This is a genomic window from Enterobacter sp. K16B, from assembly GCF_020216105.1.
Classification (GTDB): Bacteria; Pseudomonadota; Gammaproteobacteria; order Enterobacterales; family Enterobacteriaceae; genus Enterobacter; species Enterobacter sichuanensis.
This window is the reverse complement of record NZ_JAIWJZ010000029.1, coordinates 102,707-121,922: the sequence shown is the minus strand read 5'-3', so window position 1 is coordinate 121,922 and position 19,216 is coordinate 102,707. Positions and strand designations below refer to the sequence as shown.

14 protein-coding genes are annotated in these 19,216 nt (G+C 57.8%); 6 read left to right on the top strand and 8 right to left on the bottom strand.

Features of this window, described 5'->3' with window-relative positions:
* Positions 1-128: 128 nt before the first annotated feature.
* The 4 genes from LDK53_RS07775 to LDK53_RS07760 all read right to left on the bottom strand — a co-directional run bounded on the left by LDK53_RS07775 (position 129) and on the right by LDK53_RS07760 (position 2,621).
* Positions 129-1,028: a Dyp-type peroxidase gene (locus LDK53_RS07775; RefSeq protein ID WP_045286559.1), complete on the bottom strand. Its 900-nt coding sequence runs from the start codon at positions 1,026-1,028 to the stop codon at positions 129-131.
* Between the two features lie 92 nt (positions 1,029-1,120).
* Complete coding sequence (locus LDK53_RS07770) at positions 1,121-1,696, bottom strand: RpoE-regulated lipoprotein (protein ID WP_047959186.1); 576 nt, start codon at positions 1,694-1,696, stop codon at positions 1,121-1,123.
* A gap of 63 nt (positions 1,697-1,759) precedes the next feature.
* Positions 1,760-2,209 (bottom strand): DUF2919 domain-containing protein, encoded by a 450-nt coding sequence (locus LDK53_RS07765; protein WP_225285292.1) that lies wholly within the window; start codon positions 2,207-2,209, stop codon positions 1,760-1,762.
* Positions 2,196-2,621, bottom strand: coding sequence for a GNAT family acetyltransferase (locus LDK53_RS07760; RefSeq protein WP_023308738.1), 426 nt, complete (start codon positions 2,619-2,621; stop codon positions 2,196-2,198). Before LDK53_RS07760 ends, LDK53_RS07765 begins: the two co-directional genes overlap by 14 nt.
* A gap of 212 nt (positions 2,622-2,833) precedes the next feature.
* On the opposite strand from LDK53_RS07760, the gene amiA reads away from it, so the two are divergent.
* Entirely contained in the window at positions 2,834-3,709 is an 876-nt protein-coding gene (gene amiA / locus LDK53_RS07755) for an N-acetylmuramoyl-L-alanine amidase AmiA (RefSeq protein WP_045286561.1), read from the top strand.
* Positions 3,709-4,608: an oxygen-dependent coproporphyrinogen oxidase gene (gene hemF / locus LDK53_RS07750; protein WP_095449846.1), complete on the top strand. Its 900-nt coding sequence runs from the start codon at positions 3,709-3,711 to the stop codon at positions 4,606-4,608. Before amiA ends, hemF begins: the two co-directional genes overlap by 1 nt.
* Positions 4,609-4,687: 79 nt before the next feature.
* Here hemF and maeB read toward each other — a convergent pair whose 3' ends face one another.
* On the bottom strand, positions 4,688-6,967 hold the full coding sequence (gene maeB / locus LDK53_RS07745; protein WP_225285291.1) for an NADP-dependent oxaloacetate-decarboxylating malate dehydrogenase: 2,280 nt from the start codon (positions 6,965-6,967) through the stop codon (positions 4,688-4,690).
* 246 nt (positions 6,968-7,213) lie between these two features.
* Between maeB and tal the strand changes: the two genes are divergently transcribed.
* Both tal and tkt read left to right on the top strand, forming a co-directional pair.
* Positions 7,214-8,164 carry a transaldolase gene (gene tal / locus LDK53_RS07740; RefSeq protein ID WP_025758795.1) on the top strand — a complete coding sequence of 317 codons (951 nt, stop codon included), beginning with the start codon at positions 7,214-7,216 and terminating at the stop codon, positions 8,162-8,164.
* Between the two features lie 19 nt (positions 8,165-8,183).
* Positions 8,184-10,172 (top strand): transketolase, encoded by a 1,989-nt coding sequence (gene tkt / locus LDK53_RS07735; protein ID WP_095449848.1) that lies wholly within the window; start codon positions 8,184-8,186, stop codon positions 10,170-10,172.
* Between the two features lie 46 nt (positions 10,173-10,218).
* Here the strand turns inward: tkt and LDK53_RS07730 are convergent, their stop codons facing one another.
* The 3 genes from LDK53_RS07730 to aegA form a co-directional block, all read right to left on the bottom strand.
* Positions 10,219-11,262 (bottom strand): DUF1176 domain-containing protein, encoded by a 1,044-nt coding sequence (locus LDK53_RS07730; protein WP_095452161.1) that lies wholly within the window; start codon positions 11,260-11,262, stop codon positions 10,219-10,221.
* Positions 11,263-11,367: 105 nt separating this feature from the next.
* Positions 11,368-11,961 carry a GDP-mannose pyrophosphatase NudK gene (gene nudK / locus LDK53_RS07725; protein ID WP_025758800.1) on the bottom strand — a complete coding sequence of 198 codons (594 nt, stop codon included), beginning with the start codon at positions 11,959-11,961 and terminating at the stop codon, positions 11,368-11,370.
* Between the two features lie 66 nt (positions 11,962-12,027).
* Complete coding sequence (gene aegA / locus LDK53_RS07720; RefSeq protein WP_263643449.1) at positions 12,028-14,004, bottom strand: formate-dependent uric acid utilization protein AegA; 1,977 nt, start codon at positions 14,002-14,004, stop codon at positions 12,028-12,030.
* A gap of 152 nt (positions 14,005-14,156) precedes the next feature.
* Here aegA and narQ point away from each other — a divergent pair, with 152 nt between their 5' ends.
* Positions 14,157-15,851 carry a nitrate/nitrite two-component system sensor histidine kinase NarQ gene (gene narQ, locus LDK53_RS07715; protein ID WP_225285290.1) on the top strand — a complete coding sequence of 565 codons (1,695 nt, stop codon included), beginning with the start codon at positions 14,157-14,159 and terminating at the stop codon, positions 15,849-15,851.
* A 142-nt stretch (positions 15,852-15,993) separates the two neighbouring features.
* Positions 15,994-19,107 carry a multidrug efflux RND transporter permease AcrD gene (gene acrD / locus LDK53_RS07710; RefSeq protein WP_225285289.1) on the top strand — a complete coding sequence of 1,038 codons (3,114 nt, stop codon included), beginning with the start codon at positions 15,994-15,996 and terminating at the stop codon, positions 19,105-19,107.
* Positions 19,108-19,216 lie beyond the last annotated feature (109 nt).

The window sequence follows — 19,216 nt, the reverse complement described above, 5'->3', positions numbered from 1 at the left end:
AACGGGGATGAAAGGAGTAACGGTTTTATATACCGTTTGGTGATTTACAAGCAGAAAAGAGAATAAGGGTGCGGGGAAAATTGCCGGGTGGCGCTAACGCTTACCCGGCTTACGTATGGAGAGCGGTTTTACAGCGCCAGCAGACGCTCCACGGACGGCGCGAAGTAGTAGCCACCGGTCACGGGTTTGGTGAAGCGCAGCATGGCGTCACGCTTGCCGTCGGTATCGCCGAACATGCTCAGCAGCTGCTGCTCAATGTTGTGCAGGCGCGCGCAGTAGGCGCAGAAGTACAGGCCGTGCGTGCCGCTTGCTGTGCCGTACGGCAGGCTCTGGCGGACAATCTTCAGCCCTTTGCCGTCTTCCTTGAGGTCAACGCGGCTCAGGTGCGAGGTGACCGGACGCTCATCGCCGTCGATCTCTTCGTTGGCTTCTTTGGTACGGCCAATCATCATCTCCTGGTCATGCACGCTCATGCGGTTAAGCTGCTTGAGGTTGTGCTCCCAGCGCTGCACGAACACATAGCTGCCGCCCGCGTCCACGCCGTCTTTGATCACCGCCACTTCACGACGGGTCTCTTCACCCGCCGGGTTTTCGGTTCCGTCGACAAAGCCGCTCAGATCGCGCTCTTCGACCCAGCGGAAACCGTGCACTTCTTCCTGCACGTCGATGCTGTCGCCAAAGGCCGCTATCGCCGCCTGCGCAACGGAGAAGTTAACGTCATGACGCAGAGAGAGGATGTGGATCAGCACGTCGTACTGCGTTGCGGGCGCAAGGCCTTTGCCGTAGGGAATGAAGTCTTTCAGCTCTTCCGCCCCTTCGCCACCGCTCAGCTGACGCCAGACGTTATTGCCAAAGGCGACAACGGCACCGAGGTGGGCTTCCGGGAACGTAGCCTGGAAGGTCGCCAGCTTATCAATGAACGCTTTACTGGCCGCACGCAGGGCATCCACGTCCCCTTTTACATTGGCTTCAATCCAAATCGCCGCGCGGCAATGTTCTGGCAAAATGCCACTCTGAACCTGAGACATCGCTCCTCCTGAAATAAAGATGCCACGTCAGCGTGGCATGGATGGCGGGTATTATACCCGGATTTCAGCGAGGCGGTTTGTTCCGGCGCAAATTACTGCTGCCAGATAATTTTGCTCACTTTCCAGTTCTTCAGCGTGTCGTCCGACGGCATCAATCCTTCCGGACCGCTCCAGGTGCCGGTAAAGACATAGCTGATGTGCTGGCTGCCTTGCGCCTTACAGGCCACCGCCACACCATCGTCAGAAGGGGCGCTGGCACAGTTGCCAAAGGCCTGTTTATAGAGATCGCTAAACGGCGTTCCTATCTTCACGCCGCTGGCGGTCGGAATGGCCTCATCCAGCACCGTAACGCGGTTTACCGTGCCTTTGTCACCGTTGATCACCAGCGCCAGCGTGTCGCCCTTCAGCGCTTCGTAATAGCGAACAATGTTACCATTCTCGGTTTTCATGCCGCTGCGCAGGCGATAATCACTGCTCAGGGCGTCCTGAATAGCATCCTGATCCAGCGCCGTCGCGGCGGTAATGTTCCCCACGCCCTGCTCAGTCACTTCCGTTGATGATCCAAACCAGTTCCACGGATACGCAGCGGACCAGTTAATGGAGGAGAGCGTAGAACAGCCCGTCAGGGCCAGCGGGAGAGCGCATAAAAGTAAACGCAGCGATTTCATTGAAACGTCCTTACGTGTTAAATCAACGCTTGTTGGAGTGCGACTTCTGCAAAAAGTGCCGTATTAATCATCCTGAAGGGCGAAACAGGCGCGAAGACGCGGATTGGTCAGCAGCCACAGCAGCGCCACAACATCCGCCACCACCAGCGCAATACCAATGCCCGTAAGCGGCTCACCGTACCACCAGAGTACCGGCTGCCAGAAGAGCAGCGCAATCTGAGCGAGGATCAGCAGCCAGCGCAGCGCCCGCCACAAGCGTGGGATCGCCTGGCGTCGGCCGCTGCACAAAAAAGCCACCACCGCCGGTACGCCCGGCAATAAGCCGAGCCAGAACGCATCGTGATCGGGATAGAAGAGATGCAGCAGCGTATCGCCCTGCCCGCGCGACGCGGCGGCCATCACAAACAGAACCCAGGTACGGGCCTGAAGCAGCAGAACGCACCAGAATAAAAAGGGCAACCTGACGCGACCCTGCTCGTCATAATCTGCCGGATGGATCTCAGTACTCTTCATCTTCGATCAGACGCTTACCTAAACTCAGCACGTCAGAATGTTCATAGCCCAGACGCTCGTACATGCCCAGCACCACGTCGTTATCTTCCCGTACCATGATCTGGATTTTCGGACAGCCGCGGGCGATCAGCTTCTTCTCGAGACGATTGAGCAGCGCGTTGGCAATACCGCGCCCCCGGTATTCCGGGTGAACGCCCAGATAATAGGCCGAGCCGCGATGACCGTCATAACCGCCCATCACCGTGCCTACGACTTCGCCGTTGACTTCAGCAACCAGAAACAGACTGACGTCGTGATTCACCTTCCGCTCAATGTCCATTTCCGGATCGTTCCACGGACGCAGCAGATCGCAGCGCTCCCAAAGGGTGATCACCTCTTCGAAATCTTCCTGGCGAAAAACGCGTATCTCCATGGTATTAACCGCCTTTTCGGGTTTAAAAACAGTGATTATGGCGTGAACCGTGCCTTTAGCCAATAACCGGGGAAAATCTCGCCAAAATTTGGCATAATGTCACTTTGTCACGTATTGAAATGAAAAGTAAAACAATTCTCAATAAGGACTGTCGTAACGCTAAACGCGATACGATATAACACCAGGACCCCATTTTTTAGTATTCAGGCCGCATGAGCACATTCAAACCATTAAAAGCACTCACATCGCGTCGTCAGGTTCTCAAAGCGGGGCTGGCGGCCTTAACGTTAACGGGCATCGCAAAGCAGGCTCAGGCAAAAGACGAGAGCACGCTCAAAACCAGTAACGGACACAGCAAACCCAAAACCAAAAAACCCGGTGCGAAGCGTCTGGTGATGCTTGACCCGGGCCACGGTGGAATTGATACCGGCGCCATCGGCAAAAACGGTTCGAAAGAAAAACACGTCGTGCTGGCGATTGCAAAAAATGTGCGCGCAATTTTACGCAGCAACGGCATTGACGCCCGTCTGACGCGCTCTGGCGACACCTTTATTCCGCTGTATGACCGGGTGGAGATCGCCCACCAGCACGGCGCGGATCTGTTTATGTCGATTCACGCCGACGGCTTTACCAACCCTTCAGCGGCGGGCGCCTCGGTGTTTGCGCTGTCCAACCGTGGCGCCAGTAGCGCCATGGCGAAATACCTCTCCGACCGTGAAAACCGGGCGGATGAAGTCGCCGGGAAAAAAGCCACCGACAAAGATCACCTGTTACAGCAGGTGCTGTTCGACCTCGTGCAGACGGATACCATCAAAAACAGCCTGACGCTCGGCTCGCACATCCTGAAGAAAATTAAGCCGGTGCATCGTCTGCACAGTAAAAGCACCGAACAGGCGGCATTTGTGGTGCTGAAATCACCGTCTATTCCCTCCGTGCTGGTGGAAACCTCGTTTATCACCAACCCGGATGAAGAGCGTCTTCTCGGCACCACGGCGTTTCGCCAGAAGATCGCCAACGCCATCGCCTCTGGCATTATCAGTTACTTCAACTGGTTCGATAACCAAAAAGCGCACTCCAGGAAACGTTGATGAAACCTAATGCTCAACTGGTTAAAACCTTCCTGCTGCAGCTGCAGGATGAGATTTGCCGCAAACTGGCTGCCGCGGACGGCGGTGAATTCCAGGAAGATAACTGGCAGCGTGAAGCCGGCGGCGGCGGGCGCAGCCGGGTGCTGCGCAATGGCGGTATCTTTGAACAGGCGGGCGTGAATTTCTCCCACGTCCACGGAGACGCCATGCCCGCGTCTGCAACCGCGCACCGTCCTGAACTTGCGGGCCGCAGTTTTGAAGCGATGGGCGTCTCGCTGGTGGTGCATCCACACAACCCGTTTGTGCCGACCAGCCACGCCAACGTCCGCTTTTTCATTGCGGAAAAACCGGGGGCCGATCCGGTCTGGTGGTTTGGCGGCGGTTTCGACCTTACGCCTTACTACGGTTTCGAAGAGGATGCCGTGCACTGGCACACCACCGCGCGGAACCTCTGCCTGCCGTTTGGCGAAGACATCTACCCGAAGTTTAAAAAATGGTGCGACGACTACTTCTACCTGAAGCATCGCGACGAGCAGCGCGGCATTGGCGGGCTGTTCTTTGACGATCTGAACACGCCTGATTTTGATACCGCGTTCCGCTTTATGCGCGCGGTGGGCGAAGGGTATACCGACGCTTATCTGCCCATCGTCGAACGCCGTAAAGACACTAACTACGGCGTGCGCGAGCGCGAATTCCAGCTTTATCGTCGCGGGCGCTACGTGGAGTTTAATCTGGTGTGGGATCGCGGAACGCTGTTTGGCCTGCAGACCGGCGGGCGCACGGAATCGATTTTGATGTCGATGCCGCCGCTGGTGCGCTGGGAATACTGCTACGAGCCAAAAGAAGGCAGCCCGGAGGCTGCCTTGCGCGAGTTCCTGAAAGTACGCGACTGGGTTTAACTGCCGGATGGCGCTGCGCTTATCCGGCCTGGTCAACCCGTAGGTCGGGTAAGCGAACGCGCCACCCGACACCACGCGCTTACAGCGGCTGGGTCTGCGCCTCAACCACCGCCAGGGCCACCATATTCACGATACGGCGCACAGAGGCAATTGGCGTTAACACATGCACCGGTTTCGCCACGCCCATCAGCACCGGCCCTACGGTCACCCCTTCAGAGCTGGAGACGCGCAGCAGGTTGTAGCTGATACGCGCCGCTTCCACGTTCGGCATAATCAGGATATTCGCCGATCCTTTCAGCGGGCTGTCCGGCATACGTTCGTTACGGATGCTTTCCACCAGTGCCGCATCACCGTGCATTTCCCCGTCAATCATCAGCTCCGGCGCGCGCTCGCGCACCAGCGCCAGCGTCTCACGCATTTTGCAGGCCGCCGCAGATTTAGACGAACCAAAATTAGAGTGCGACAGCAGCGCCACCTTCGGCTCGATACCAAAGCGGCGCACGGTCTCTGCGGCCATCACGGTGATTTCCGCCAGCTCGTCCGGGCTCGGATCGTCGTTAACGTAGGTGTCAGCGATAAAGGTGTTGCCGCTCGGCAGCAGCAGGGCATTCATCGCTCCGGCGGTATGAACCCCGTCACGATAGCCGAAGATCTCCTGCACCACGCTAAAGTGCTCGTGATAATCGCCGATGGTGCCGCAGATCAATGCGTCCGCTTCACCGCGATGGACCATGATCGCGCCGATCACTGTCGTGTTGCTGATGACGGCTTTCTGCGCCTGCTCCTGGGTGATCCCCCGACGCTTCATGATCGCGTAGTATTCGCTCCAGTACTCTTTAAAGCGCGGATCGGATTCGTTGTTGACGATTTCGAAGTCGACGCCCGGCTTAATCTGCAGACCCAGCTTCTGAATGCGCATCTCAATCACGCTCGGACGACCAATCAGGATCGGCTTCGCCAGACCTAAGGTGATCAGCTCCTGGGTAGCGTGCAGCACGCGCGCCTCTTCCCCTTCCGCCAGCACCACGCGCTTCGCGTCAGCACGCGCCTGCGAGAAGATCGGCTTCATGAACAGGTTGGTTTTATAGACAAACTCGGTGAGCTTATCGACGTAAGCGTCAAAATCCTGAATCGGACGCGTCGCCACGCCGGAATCCATCGCCGCTTTGGCCACCGCTGGCGCAATTTTGACAATCAGGCGCGGGTCAAACGGTTTAGGAATGATGTAGTCCGGGCCAAAGCTCAGATCCTGATCGCCGTAGGCGGAGGCCACCACTTCGCTCTGCTCGGCGTGGGCCAGTTCCGCAATGGCGTGCACGGCGGCAAGCTTCATCTCTTCGTTGATCGCCGTTGCGCCAACGTCCAGTGCGCCGCGGAAGATGAACGGGAAGCAGAGCACGTTGTTGACCTGGTTCGGGTAGTCGGAACGGCCGGTACAGATAATGGCATCTTCACGCACCGCTTTCGCCAGCGGCGGCAGAATTTCCGGCTCCGGGTTCGCCAGGGCCAGGATCATTGGCGCGCGCGCCATCTTCTTCACCATCTCCTGGGTCAGCACTTTCGGGCCCGAGCAGCCGAGGAAGATATCCGCGCCGTCAATGACGTCCTCGAGCGTGCGCTTGCCGTCGTCTTCGACTGCATACGCCGCTTTGGTTTCCGCCATGTTGGGCTCGCGGTCTTTATAGATCACGCCTTTAGAATCACAGACCACGATGTTGTGCTTCTGCATACCCAGCGCCACCAGCAGGTTCATACAGGCGATGGCCGCCGCACCTGCGCCAGAAACCACCATGCGCACGTCAGAGAGATTTTTTTCCACCACGCGCAGACCGTTCAGAATCGCGGCGGTGCTGATAATCGCGGTGCCGTGCTGGTCATCATGGAACACGGGAATGTTCATACGCTCGCGCAGTTTCTGCTCGATATAGAAACATTCCGGCGCTTTGATGTCTTCCAGGTTAATCCCGCCGAAGGTCGGCTCCAGCGCGGCCACCACGTTAATGAATTTGTCAGGATCAAGCTCGTCCACCTCGATATCAAACACGTCGATACCGGCGAATTTCTTGAACAGCACGCCTTTCCCTTCCATCACCGGTTTACCCGCCAGGGCACCGATGTTACCGAGACCGAGTACCGCCGTACCGTTAGAGATAACGGCCACAAGGTTGCCGCGCGCGGTGTATTTGTAGGCCGCCAGCGGGTCTTTTTCGATTTCCAGACACGGTGCCGCAACGCCTGGCGAATAGGCCAGCGCCAGATCGCGCTGGGTTGCCAGCGGCTTGGTTGGGGAGACCTGGATTTTGCCCGGGACAGGGAACTCGTGAAAATCGAGGGCACTCTGTTTTAACTGATCGTCCATCTTGTTATTCCTTTTACGTATCGGTCAGATAGTATCGCCTCAGGACAGCACATAAACTTTGAAGGCTGCCAAACTCTCACCATCACACATTAAAAATTGTTATCAATTTATAACAGCCATGTTACCCGTCTCAAAAGCAATGCCTCCCCCGTCTGCTATGCTTTTTTGTTAAGTCCATCATGATTTTCTCAGAAGTGTGAACTAACGCACTCATCTAACTCTTTTATTTCCAAGGAGTAATCATTTATGAACCAGCTAGACGGCATCAAACAATTCACTACCGTGGTTGCAGACAGCGGCGATATCGAGTCGATTCGCCACTATCAGCCGGAAGATGCGACCACCAACCCTTCGCTTCTGCTCAAGGCTGCCGGGCTTGCCCATTTTAGTCATCTGATTGATGACGCCATTGCCTACGGTAAACAGCGCGGGAAAACACAGGAACAGCAGGTTGCCGAAGCCAGCGACAAGCTGGCGGTTAATTTCGGTGCGGAAATTCTGAAAAGCATCCCGGGACGCGTCTCCACCGAAGTGGACGCCCGCCTCTCGTTCGATAAAGAAAAGAGCATCAATAAGGCCCGCCGCCTGGTCGAACTCTACCAGGAACAGGGGATCGATAAATCACGCATTCTGATCAAACTGGCGTCGACCTGGGAAGGCATCCGCGCGGCAGAGGTGCTGGAAAAAGAGGGGATCCACTGCAACCTGACGCTGCTGTTCTCCTTTGCTCAGGCACGTGCCTGTGCCGAAGCCGGCGTGTTCCTGGTCTCACCGTTTGTCGGCCGCATCTACGACTGGTACCAGGCGAAACAGCCGATGGATCCGTACGTGGTGGATGAGGATCCGGGCGTGAAATCGGTCCGTAATATCTACGACTATTACAAGCAGCACCGCTATGAAACCATCGTGATGGGGGCCAGCTTCCGCCGTACCGAGCAGATCCTCGCCCTGGCCGGCTGCGACCGTCTGACCATCTCCCCTAACCTGCTGAAAGAGCTACAGGACAAAGAAGAGACGGTTATCCGCAAGCTGATCCCCACCTCTACCGTGCTGCCAAAACCGAAAGCCATGACCGAAGCCGAATTCCGCTGGGAGCACAATCAGGACGCCATGGCCGTGGAAAAACTGGCGGAAGGTATCCGCCTGTTCGCCGTTGACCAGCGCAAACTTGAAGATCTTCTCGCCGCCAAACTTTAACCTTGCCACGGAGTGAACTATGTCCCGTAAAGAGCTAGCCAATGCCATTCGCGCCCTCAGCATGGATGCCGTGCAAAAAGCCAATTCCGGCCATCCCGGCGCGCCAATGGGCATGGCTGATATTGCCGAAGTGTTGTGGAACGACTTTCTGAAACACAACCCCAATGACCCCACCTGGTACGACCGCGACCGTTTTATTCTCTCCAACGGCCACGCCTCGATGCTGCTCTACAGCCTGCTGCATCTTTCCGGCTATGACCTGCCGCTCGAGGAGCTGAAAAACTTCCGCCAGCTGCACTCAAAAACGCCGGGTCACCCGGAAATTGGCTATACGCCTGGGGTAGAAACGACCACCGGGCCGCTCGGTCAGGGGCTGGCTAATGCTGTCGGGCTGGCGATTGCCGAGCGCACGCTGGCGGCGCAGTTTAACCAGCCGGGGCACGACATTGTCGATCACTACACGTACGTGTTTATGGGTGACGGCTGTCTGATGGAGGGGATTTCCCATGAAGTCTGTTCCCTGGCGGGCACCCTGGGGCTGGGTAAGTTGATTGGCTTCTACGATCACAACGGTATCTCCATCGACGGGGAAACCGAGGGCTGGTTCACCGACGACACGGCAAAACGCTTCGAAGCCTACCACTGGCACGTGGTGCATGAGATCGACGGCCACGATCCTGAGGCGGTGAAAAAAGCGATTCAGGAAGCGCAAAGCGTGAAGGACAAACCGTCGCTGATTATCTGCCGCACGGTTATCGGCTTTGGTTCACCGAACAAGGCCGGCAAGGAAGAGGCGCACGGCGCGGCGCTGGGTGAAGAGGAAGTGGCGCTGACCCGGCAAAAACTGGGCTGGAAACATCCGCCGTTTGAGATCCCGAAAGAGATTTACCGGGCGTGGGACGCCCGTGAAGCGGGTGAAAAAGCCCAGCAGGCCTGGAACGAGAAGTTTGCCGCATACAAAAAAGCACACCCGGAACTGGCCGCCGAATTCTCTCGCCGCATGAGCGGTGGCCTGCCGGAAGACTGGGACGATAAAACCCAGGCGCTGATTGAAAACCTGCAGTCCAACCCGGCGAAAATCGCCACCCGTAAGGCTTCGCAAAACACGCTGAATGCCATTGGTCCGCTGCTGCCCGAACTGCTTGGCGGCTCGGCGGATCTGGCCCCAAGTAACCTGACCATCTGGTCCGGCTCGAAATCGCTGAAAGAGGACATTGCCGGGAACTACATCCACTACGGCGTGCGCGAATTCGGGATGACCGCCATTGCCAACGGCATCGCTCATCACGGTGGTTTCGTGCCCTACACCGCCACCTTCCTGATGTTTGTCGAATATGCCCGTAACGCAGCACGCATGGCGGCCTTAATGAAGGCGCGACAGATTATGGTCTATACCCATGACTCCATTGGTCTCGGGGAAGATGGCCCCACGCACCAGGCGGTTGAACAACTGGCGAGCCTGCGCTTAACGCCAAACTTCAGCACCTGGCGTCCGTGCGATCAGGTTGAAGCAGCGGTCGGCTGGAAGCTGGCGGTGGAGCGCCACAATGGCCCAACGGCATTAATTCTGTCACGCCAGAACCTGACGCAGATTGAACGCACCCCGGAGCAGGTGAAAAATATCGCCCGCGGCGGCTACATCCTGAAAGACAGCGGCGGCAAGCCGGACGTGATCCTGATTGCGACTGGTTCAGAAGTCGAAATCACGGTGAAAGCGGCAGAAAAACTGACCGCCGAAGGTCACGCGGTGCGCGTGGTATCCCTGCCCTCAACGGATATTTTTGACGCCCAGGATGAGGCGTACCGTGAGTCGGTGCTGCCCTCTAACGTCGCGGCGCGCGTGGCGGTTGAAGCCGGTATTGCCGACTACTGGTACAAATATGTCGGCCTTAAAGGGGCGATTGTGGGCATGCGCGGCTACGGTGAGTCCGCCCCTGCCGACAAGCTGTTCCCGTATTTTGGTTTCACCGTTGAGAACGTGGTAGAGAAGGCGCTGAGCGTGCTGTAGTGCGGTCTGTTTATTGCCGGGTGGCGCTATCGCTTACCCGGCAAAGCTACCGCGTGATCCACAACGTGGGCCAGGCATCTGGCCCATTCCAGTTATCGCAGCTGGGCTCCTCGGCATAACGCACCAGGCGGAAACGCTGGCCGTCAAAACGCCAGCGCGTCTGGATGCCACAATCTCCCAAACCGCGCCCGAGCGCCAGCGTGGTCAGTTCGCGCGTCTTCTCATCGAAGCTGGCGTTCATTAACTCCATTTCACTGCTGCCACTCGACGGCGTAAACGGCAGACGTAGCCTGACGCTGCGGGCAGAGAACGGTTTTTTACGTGACACCAGCCATGCCAGATCGACGGTGTTATAGGCCCCCGCCTCGCAGCTGACGATCAACAGCGCTTTTTCATCGGTTAACGCGGTGACGCGCACTTCGCGGCGGTTAGGATCCAGCGAGCACTGGCTGCTGTTCATCCGCCCGGTGCCATAATCCAGCAGGTCATTCAGTTCGGCGTGGGAAAGCGGTGTTGGAGTAGGATTAACGGTCGCCACCTTTTTCAGGGCGGGTGCGGGCGGCACGCTTAACGGCGGATCGTCACCTTTCTTAATCCACGCGGTTTCACTGCCGACACGCTTTTGCTGGGCATCAATAAACAGCAGTGCGGCTTTCAGACCGCTCAGAGAAATCACCTGCTTACCGCCGCGCAGGGTCAGGGCCTTCCCTTCCTGAATATTTTTCAGAAAGGCGGTGATGGTGGCCGCGTCGTCCGTTTTCAGGTGCCATGGCGTGAGCTGCCAGCGCTGCTTGTCCAGCTTCAGAGGCACATTGTCCAGCAGCAGCCGGGTGGCAATCTCCGGCTCTTTGACGGAGGGCGTATCCAGCCCGCCGAGATCGATACGCAGCGTGGCATCCGTTTTCGCGCCGGCGCTTCGGGTGAGCGTCATGACCAGCCCCCGGTGTTCGCCGGTGTTGCGGGCCAGGCAAAAGTTCTGGTTATTACAGGTCACCTGCCAGTCAGAGAAAGCTTGCTGAGCAGGCGCAGCCCGCACCTGCGGCGCGAGGAGCAGACAAAACAGGGAAAATAAAAAGACGCTATAGCGCATGAATGACACAATCCCGGAACGAAAACGCGTAACTGGGCAGTATCTTCGTGTTCCGGCCGGGTCGTCTCAATCGGATTTATCGGATAGATTTATCCGAAAAACACTCTACATCCGTTCGAAAGTGGTATTCATTAAGCCGGTACTCTGCAAATACTGCAGCAATATCACTGCTTTACCATCCCTGATTTCGCCTGAACGCATCATTTCCAGCGCCCGGGAGAAAGGCAACTCCAGCACCTCGATATCTTCATCCTCCACGCCACCGCCCCGGTGCGTACGCTGGGCGTCGCTGTATTCCGCAATGAAGAAATGGATAAGTTCCGTGACGCCGCCTGGGGACATGTAGAGCTCAAAGACCTTTTTGACCTCGCCCACTTCAAAGCCGGTTTCTTCTACGGCCTCTTTGCGGATGCAGACTTCCGGCTCATCGTCATCAAGCAGGCCCGCGCAGGTTTCAATCAGACGTCCGTCAGGGTTGCCGTTTACCCACGTCGCCACCCTGAACTGACGGATCAGCACCACGCTCTGCTTTTCACGGTTATAGAGCAGAATGGTCGCCCCGTTACCCCGGTCGTAAACCTCGCGCTTATGGCGGATCACTTCACCGTTATTACGCGTAAGATCGTAGGTGATGTTACGCAGGACAAAGTAGTTTTCAGAGAGAATTTTGTCTTTGATAACGTCAATTTTCAGGGTCATACGGGCTCCACGACATAATGAGTGGTCCTATACTACGCCGTGAATCCCGCTTTGTCGCCCGCCGCTTTAATGATGTTTCGGAGCGCTAACCCCAAGCCAGTCGAGTATCCCTTGCGCCGCATGACGCCCTTCCGCCATCGCGGTCACCACCAGATCCGCGCCGCGAACCGCATCACCGCCGGCGAAAATATGTGGGTTGCTCGTCTGGTAACGGTAGCGGCTTTCGACCGAGGCCACGATGCGTCCCCACTCATCCGTTTCAACACCCTGCGCCTGCAGCCACGGCATCGCGTGCGGGTTAAAACCAAACGCCATGATCACCGCATCAGCCTCCATTACAAACTCGCTGCCGGGCACCGGAACGGGCCGACGCCGACCCTGCGCATCCGGCTCACCGAGCCGGGTACGCAGCATCCGGATACCGTTGACCTTCCCGTCAGGAGCCTGCGTCAGCTCAACCGACTGGACATTAAATTCAAATGCTGCCCCCTCTTCTCTGGCGTTCTTCACCTCTTTCTTCGACCCCGGCATGTTGGCCTCATCCCGGCGATAGGCGCAGGTCACCTTCGCGGCGCCATGGCGTAGCGCGGTACGTACGCAGTCCATGGCGGTATCGCCCCCACCGAGCACCACCACGTTCAGCCCACGGGTATCGATGAATGGTTCGCTGGCCGTTGCGTCCAGCCCCATCACATGCCGCGTGTTGCCCACCAGGAAAGGCAACGCGTCATAGACCCCTGGCGCATCTTCGTGCGGGATACCGGCCTTCATCGAGCGATAGGTACCCACGCCAATGAACAGGGCGTCGTACTCGTCCTTTAACTGTGACATCGGCACGTCCTTGCCCACCTCGCAGTTCAGCGCAAAGCGGATCCCCATCGCGGTAAATATCTCCCTGCGCCGCGCAAGCAGCGATTTGTCCAGCTTGAATGCCGGAATGCCAAAAGTGAGTAAACCGCCGATTTCCGGATGCCGGTCATAGACCGTCACGCTCACCCCGCTGCGCGCCAGCACGTCGGCGCAAGCCAGCCCGGCAGGCCCCGCGCCGACGATCGCGACACGTTTACCCGTCGGCGTGACGGCGGACATATCCGGCCGCCAGCCCATCGCCAGCGCCCTGTCGGCGATATAGCGCTCGATGTTGCCGATGGTAACGGCCCCCGCTTCATCACGAAGCGTGCAGGCCCCTTCGCATAACCGGTCCTGCGGGCAGACGCGGCCGGTTATTTCAGGCAAGCAGTTGGTCTGATGAGAAAGTTCGACCGCGCCGGCAATATCCCCCGCATTCAGACGCTCAATCCACTGCGGGATGTGGTTATGCAGCGGGCAGGTCCATTCGCAAATGCTGTGCTCTCCGCACTTCAGGCAGCGCGACGCCTCGCGGGCGGCCTGTTCGGCCCGAAACGGCAGGTAAATTTCGTGAAAATGGCTAATGCGTTCCGCGGCAGGCAGTTTGTCGGGCTCACCGCGGGGCAGAGACATCTGCATCTGCTGCAGCTTACTGCGCGGGAGCTCGTCTCTGACGACCTCTCCATGCCAGGGCTGGACCGACAGGCAGGCCGCACGCTGGCGGCGCGATTTGACCAGCGTGTCCAGCACGGCAGGTGTCGCAAGGGAGAGGACATCAGCCGGGCAGTTTTCGATACAGGCCGGGCCCTGTGGACGCGTCAGGCAGAGATCGCATTTATTCGCCGAGGCCTTCACGCCGCCGTGGTCGAGCGGGGTGACGATGATCTCCATCGTGCCAAACGGGCAAGCTACCGCGCAGGCCTTGCAGCCGATGCATTTTTGTTGATTCACCTGTACGCTGTCATCGCGTTTGCTGATGGCGCCGTTCGGGCAGCTCTGTGCGCAGGGCGCATTTTCACAATGATGACATGTAACGGGGCTTCGCTTCCCGCCGGACCTCAGGACCGTAATACGGGGATGAAAATGGCGCTCGCTCAGAACGTGTTGCTCACCGTTGTGCGCCATGACGCAGGCCACTTCGCAGGCGCGACACCCAATGCATTGCTGGCTGTTAGCCATAATAAAACGATTCATAACCACACCTGTTTTTGCTTCAATATCCTTATTCTTTATAAGAGTATGGTATTTACGCATCACGGCGCGTTCGGGCAATGTGCAAATGCCCGGAAGACCCAATTATTTCCAGTGAACCTGTGGCAGATCAATTTTATTCAGAGAGCCGTTCTGTGACCGTTAAACGACCCGTATCCGCAAGCCTTGCCTGGGCTTTCTTTTCGATCATTGTCTTATCCGCGCTGACCAGTACCGTCGCACTGCTGACGCTGGCCAGCAGCCAGCGTGATGCCGAGGCGATTAATATTGCGGGTTCGCTGCGCATGCAGAGCTATCGACTGGGCTATGAGATGCAGCGCAACAGCCCTTCCCTTGCCGCGCACCGCGAGCACTGGCAACAGACGTTGCGCGCGCCAGCACTGCAGAAGCTGGACCGCTGGTACGTCCCGGACAATGTTAACGCCCGCTATCAGCAGCTGCAGGTGGCCTGGCAGGAGATGGATAAACGTATCGCCCGCGGCGACAGCGCCTGGTATCAGACCCACATTGAGGATTTTGTCGGCCGCATTGATGCCTTTGTGCTCGCCCTGCAGCACTACACCGAGCATAAAATCCAGACGGTGACCCTGCTCTCCCTGGCCGGCGCGCTGGGGATCCTGCTGCTGACGCTGTTTACCCTGCGCCGCATTCGTCGTCAGGTGGTGTTACCGCTTAACAATCTGGTGGCCGCCAGTGAACGGATTGAGCGCGGAGAATTTGCCACCCCTGCGCCGGATACCGCCCTGCCGAATGAACTGGGCCAGCTTTCGCGCGCCTTCAACCACATGTCCGGCGAGTTAGCGACGCTCTACCGCTCGCTTGAAGCCTCGGTTGCGGAAAAAACGCGGCATTTGCATGACGCCCACCAGCAGCTCGACATGCTGTTCAAGTGCTCTCAGGCGCTGAATACCGGCCAGATAGACAGCCACTGTTTCCGGCATATCCTGCAGATTGTCCATGACTATACGCAGATGAACTATCTGGAACTGCGCACCAGCGACGACTGGCGGCTGTGTGAAGGGACGGCGTCACGCGACATCCCGCTGCAAAACCTGCCGGTAGTGATGCAGGACACGCTCTACGGCGAGCTGCGCTGGCAAAGCGAGACGGACAGCGTCCCTCTCCCTCTGATGAGAAGCGTGGCGACCATGCTCGGGCGCGGACTGTACTTTAACCAGGCGCAGAAGCATTACCAGCAGCTGCTGCTGATGGAAGAGCGCGCCACCATTGCCCGCGAACTGCATGACTCGCTGGCGCAGGTGCTGTCGTATCTGCGCATTCAGCTTACGCTGCTGAAACGCGCCGTGCCGGAGGAGAACACCCCGGCGCAGACCATCATTACCGATTTCTCCCGCGAGCTGAACAACGCCTGGCAGCAGTTGCGCGAGCTGCTCACCACCTTCCGCCTGACGCTGAACCACGCGAATTTACCCGCGGCGTTGCAGGAGTCTCTTGACGCGCTGCAGAGCCAGACGCAGGCGAAGCTGCACCTCGACTGTCGCCTCTCCTCGCTGGCGCTCGACGCGCAAAAGCAGGTTCATCTGTTACAGATCGTGCGTGAGGCGGTGTTGAACGCCATTAAGCACGCGCAGGCCAGCGAGATCACCGTGAGCTGCGTGACGGCTGTGGACGGTACGCACCGCGTCAGCATTCGTGACAATGGCATCGGGATTGGCGAAGCCAGCGAGCCGCCGGGACACTACGGTCTGAACATTATGCGTGAACGCGCGCAACGGCTTGGGGGAGCACTGCACTTTTCGCAGCCACAAAACGGGGGCACGCTGGTCAGCGTCACGTTCCCCGTGCAGCAGGCACCGGCGGGTAAATAACGGTAAAGGAGGAAGCGCAGGGAAAAGCGCATGATAATTTACACTATCTCCTTTTTTTCTCCACGTTTGACCTGAGCCTTACCGCTAAAGTTATGCGGGCAATAAACAATAATGACGAGCAGCAAAACGAGGTCACTTTTTCATGGCGAATTTTTTTATCGATCGCCCCATTTTTGCCTGGGTAATTGCCATTCTGTTGTGTCTGACAGGAGTCCTGGCAATTACGTCACTTCCCGTTGAGCAATATCCCGATCTGGCTCCGCCTAACGTGCGTGTCACCGCAAACTATCCCGGCGCGTCCGCACAAACGCTGGAAAATACCGTGACGCAGGTTATCGAGCAGAACATGACGGGTCTGGATAACCTGATGTACATGTCCTCGCAAAGTAGCGCCACCGGTCAGGCAACGGTGACCCTGAGCTTCAAGGCAGGCACTGACCCGGATGAAGCGGTGCAGCAGGTACAAAACCAGCTGCAGTCGGCCATGCGCAAACTGCCCCAGGCGGTACAGAACCAGGGCGTGACCGTGCGTAAAACTGGCGACACCAATATTTTGACCATCGCGTTTGTCTCGACAGATGGCTCGATGGATAAACAGGATATCGCGGACTACGTCGCCAGTAATATTCAGGATCCGCTCAGCCGTATTAACGGCGTCGGGGATATCGACGCTTACGGTTCACAATATTCAATGCGCATCTGGCTCGATCCCAACAAGCTCAACAGCTACCAGATGACGGCAACCGACGTGACGGATGCCATCAAAGCCCAGAACGCCCAGATTGCCGTAGGGCAGCTCGGGGGAACCCCGTCCGTTGATAAACAGGCCCTGAACGCCACCATTAATTCGCAATCCCTGCTGCAGACACCGGAGCAGTTCCGCAACATCACTCTGCGGGTGAATCAGGATGGGTCGGAAGTGCGTCTGGGCGATGTCGCCACGGTGGAAATGGGCGCAGAAAAGTACGACTACCTGAGCCGCTTTAATGGCAATCAGGCCTCCGGTCTGGGGATTAAGCTGGCCTCCGGCGCGAACGAAATGGCCACGGCGAAACTGGTGTTAGACCGTCTGGATGAGCTGTCGCAGTATTTCCCGCACGGGCTGGAGTACAAAGTCGCCTATGAAACCACCTCCTTCGTTAAAGCGTCGATTGAGGACGTGGTGAAAACCCTGCTGGAAGCCATCGCGCTGGTGTTCCTGGTCATGTACCTGTTCCTGCAAAACTTCCGCGCGACGCTGATCCCAACCATTGCCGTTCCTGTGGTGCTGCTCGGGACCTTTTCGGTGCTTTACGCGTTCGGCTATAGCATTAACACCCTGACGATGTTCGCGATGGTGCTGGCGATTGGCCTGCTGGTGGACGATGCCATCGTGGTGGTTGAAAACGTCGAGCGCATCATGAGCGAAGAAGGACTCTCTCCGCGCCAGGCGACGCGCAAATCGATGGGTCAAATTCAGGGGGCGCTAGTCGGTATTGCGATGGTGCTCTCGGCGGTCTTTATCCCGATGGCCTTCTTTGGCGGCACCACCGGGGCGATTTACCGTCAGTTCTCCATTACCATCGTCTCGGCAATGGTGCTCTCCGTGCTGGTGGCGCTGATCCTCACCCCCGCGCTGTGCGCCACCATCCTGAAACCGCTGCATAAAGGGGAACATCACGGTCAGAAAGGGTTCTTCGGCTGGTTTAACCGGATGTTCAACCGCAATGCCGCCCGGTATGAATCTGCCGTCGGTCGCGTGCTGCACCGCAGCCTGCGCTGGATGATGATTTACGTTGTGCTGCTGGGCGGGATGGTCTGGCTGTTCCTGCACCTGCCCACCTCATTCCTGCCGATGGAAGACCGGGGCATGTTCACCACCTCGGTGCAGCTCCCGAGTGGCGCAACGCAGCAGCAAACGCTGAAAGTGGTGCAGAAAGTGGAGCAGTACTTCTTCACCAAAGAGAAGGATAACGTGGTCTCCGTCTTCTCCACCGTCGGGTCCGGCCCGGGCGGGAACGGGCAAAACGTCGCCCGCATGTTCGTTCGCCTGAAGGACTGGGACGAACGCGATAGCAAAACGGGGACATCATTTGCCATTATTGAGCGTGCGACAAAAGCCTTTGCGCACATTAAAGAAGCCCGTGTCTTTGCCAGCAGCCCACCGGCCATCAGCGGGCTGGGCAGTTCCGCCGGGTTTGATATGGAGCTCCAGGATCACGCCGGTGCGGGCCATACGGCGCTGATGGCGGCGCGCGATAAGCTGCTGGCGCTCGCAGGCAACGATCCGGGCCTGACCCGCGTTCGCCATAACGGTCTGGATGACAGCCCGCAGCTTCAGGTGGATATCGATCAGCGCAAGGCGCAGGCCCTGGGCGTGTCGATTAACGATATCAACGACACCCTGCAAACGGCGTGGGGCTCGAGCTATGTGAATGACTTTATGGATCGCGGCCGCGTGAAAAAAGTGTATGTCCAGTCCGCCGCGCCATTCCGTATGCTGCCGGATGATATAAACCGCTGGTTTGTCAGAAACAGTGCCGGGGGAATGGTGCCGTTCTCTGCCTTTGCGACTTCACACTGGGAGAGCGGTTCGCCGCGTCTGGAGCGCTATAACGGCTATTCCGCGGTTGAAATCGTCGGGGAAGCCGCGCCAGGCGTGAGTACCGGTACGGCCATGGACATCATGGAAAAACTGGTGCAACAGTTGCCTGCCGGTTTTGGTCTGGAGTGGACGGCCATGTCATACCAGGAGCGCCTCTCCGGAGCACAGGCACCGGCACTTTACGCGCTCTCTCTGCTGGTGGTCTTCCTCTGTCTTGCCGCACTGTATGAAAGCTGGTCAGTGCCGTTCTCGGTCATGCTGGTGGTGCCCCTTGGTGTCATTGGCGCCCTGCTCGCCACCTGGATGCGTGGTCAGGAGAACGATGTCTACTTCCAGGTCGGGCTGCTCACCGTGATTGGGCTGTCGGCGAAAAACGCCATTCTGATCGTTGAGTTTGCCAACGAGATGAATGCCAAAGGCCACGAGCTGATGGCCGCCACGCTGCACGCCAGCCGTCAGCGCCTGCGCCCGATCCTGATGACCTCGCTGGCGTTTGTTTTTGGCGTACTGCCGATGGCAACCAGCACCGGCGCAGGCTCCAGCAGCCAGCATGCGGTCGGCACAGGGGTCATGGGCGGTATGATTTCGGCGACCGTCCTGGCCATCTATTTTGTTCCGCTGTTCTTTGTGCTGGTGCGTCGCCGCTTCCCGCTAAAGGAACGTCCGGAGTAAGTGGTTGAAATAAAAAAAAGGCGGCTTATTCGGCCGCCTTTTTATTGTGTGATTTATTCACACTATGGTTATTTTACTTATTTAAGTGCTCTTGCAATTCTTACTGAAT